Origin of the sequence: Campylobacter concisus (genome assembly GCF_003049085.1) — a bacterium.
GTDB classification, from domain to species: domain Bacteria; phylum Campylobacterota; class Campylobacteria; order Campylobacterales; family Campylobacteraceae; genus Campylobacter_A; species Campylobacter_A concisus_H.
Genome location: NZ_PIQX01000017.1, coordinates 1 through 2,028, shown reverse-complemented (window position 1 = coordinate 2,028; position 2,028 = coordinate 1). Strand labels below are relative to the sequence as shown.

2 protein-coding genes are annotated in these 2,028 nt (G+C 29.6%); both read right to left on the bottom strand.

Annotated features, from left to right (window positions below; genetic code table 11):
• Positions 1-165: 165 nt before the first annotated feature.
• Positions 166-600: a hypothetical protein gene (locus tag CVT13_RS10150; protein ID WP_107812478.1), complete on the bottom strand. Its 435-nt coding sequence runs from the start codon at positions 598-600 to the stop codon at positions 166-168.
• Positions 601-1,337: 737 nt separating this feature from the next.
• Positions 1,338-2,028 (bottom strand): hypothetical protein (locus tag CVT13_RS10135; RefSeq protein WP_159071124.1); only part of this gene is annotated, 691 nt, incomplete at its 5' end.

Sequence of the window (2,028 nt, the reverse complement as noted above, 5' to 3'; positions counted from 1 at the left end):
TTAGCATTAGTTGCTCCGGAGTAGCTTGCACTTAAATTTATACCCTTGCTTTTAGAGCTGGCATCTTTTATATCTCTAGTGCTCTCTAAGCTTAGGTTATTTCCTACTTTTAAATTTAGTTTTTCATAATAATCTGCAAAATTAGCTCACTCCAAACTTTATCCATTATTTTTTCAAATTTTCCTTACGTCTTTTTGAGCGAGACATTCTAAAGAATTTAGGCTTGGCTTCTATAACATTGTTTTGTGGTTTTGCCAAATACCTAACTGCCCCAACAATAGCATAAATGCAAACCGCAACAATAAGAAAGAGTGAGAAATTTGCTATAAGAGACAAAATGCCCTCTACTCTAGTGGCGCTAAAATATAGCCTATAAAACAAAAAAGTGATCAAAAATATAATCATTAGGTCAAACAAGATATATAAAACAGACTGGATATTGCCTCTTGTCTTAAATTTTAGACAATTTAAACTTGAAATAACATCCTCTATCAGCATCTTTAAAAATAGTAATCCTACAGTGTCAAATACCAGCCAATACAGCCACGGAACGTTTGGCATAAAACCAATGTCAATTATTCTGCTAATAAAACCACTCATACGAAACTACCCGTTAAGATATCCTATAAAACACCATTACCAAATTTATTAGATATTATTTATATTCATAAATCAACTTGTTTAACTTTACAAAAAAAGGAATAAATAGCATAGCAAATATCAACTATGAGCTGAATACATAAACAAGCAAATGCGATATATAGTAAATTTCTATCACCTAGGTCGTATTCTAAAAATTGAGGAATGTTTAAAAAATTTGTCATGATAATAAAAATAGCACCAAGAAAAACGAAAAAATACCTAGCAATAAACTTTCGTCCCCTATTTTTAGACTCTTTAAACCAAAAAAGCAAAAATATAAAACTTGCGATAGATCCACAAATTAGACCAATATTATTAATAGCCAACGTTATCTCCCATCAAAAAAACAGTAACTATCAGAAATATATTCAAAAATAGTTGATAATAGCTAAAAAAGTACTTAGGACTATTTTGCCAATCTATCAATATAATGGCTGGCCAGATCATATTCATAAAGAAAACAACTATCTTGGCCATTAGTATTCCAGTGCTTATTTCTGACCAATTGTTGTGATAATAGACAATATGGCAAGCAAAATAAACAAGTATGGCATAACCTATAAAAATACATAAAATAGATAAAAATCTCAGAAATTTATATATGAAATTTAGCATAAATCGCTTACTTATATATAGTATTAAATAAAGCACTAAATTTGATATTAAAAAAATAGATATTACGTCCACTTGTTATCCTACTGCATCAATACACCAAAATCTATTGTATGTGGGGCTATTTTATTTAATTCTTCTGTTATATTTCTTAATTCTGTACTATTTTGCAAAGGTGCGTTTTTAAAATTCATAATAGATCCTCCACTAAATTCTATTACATCATCTACAAATGTATTTGAATTTCTTAACAAAGAGTCCTCATTGTTATTGTAGCCACCAAAAAAAGATTCGCTGATTGTTGAAACAATATTTGGATATCTATTGTTTTCAAACATTTTGTTATAGTTTCTTGCATTTTCTAAAACACGCCCATCAAATTCTCTTTCTGTCATACTACCTGGAATTTCAATCACCTGTTTTTCTTTCCATTCATTATTCAAGTAATGATCTCTATCTTTGTATGCAACTTTTTCTTCTTTACTAATATGGTTTATATCTTTTACTACGATTTCAGTATCACCACCAAATATAAAATCTTTAGCACCAAGAGAAGCAATAGTAATTCCTTCTTTATAATTACTTCCATCAACAACTATAAACATATGGTTTTTACCAAAACCTACCGACCTAGAATATGCTTCGACTCTATTCGCTCCCAAATTCTTATCTAGCTTTGCAAATTCTCTATTGTTATTTATCATGCTTTTTGTTACAGCTGTTGTTAAAGGTGTCTTAGAAAAACCTTTATCGTTTAGCCATAGAGCGTGAGAG

Excerpts from the sequence above, each read along its gene's own strand:
- CVT13_RS10150 (WP_107812478.1), bottom strand. The coding sequence starts at position 600 with ATGAGTGGTTTTATTAGCAGAATAATTGACATTGGTTTTATGCCAAAC.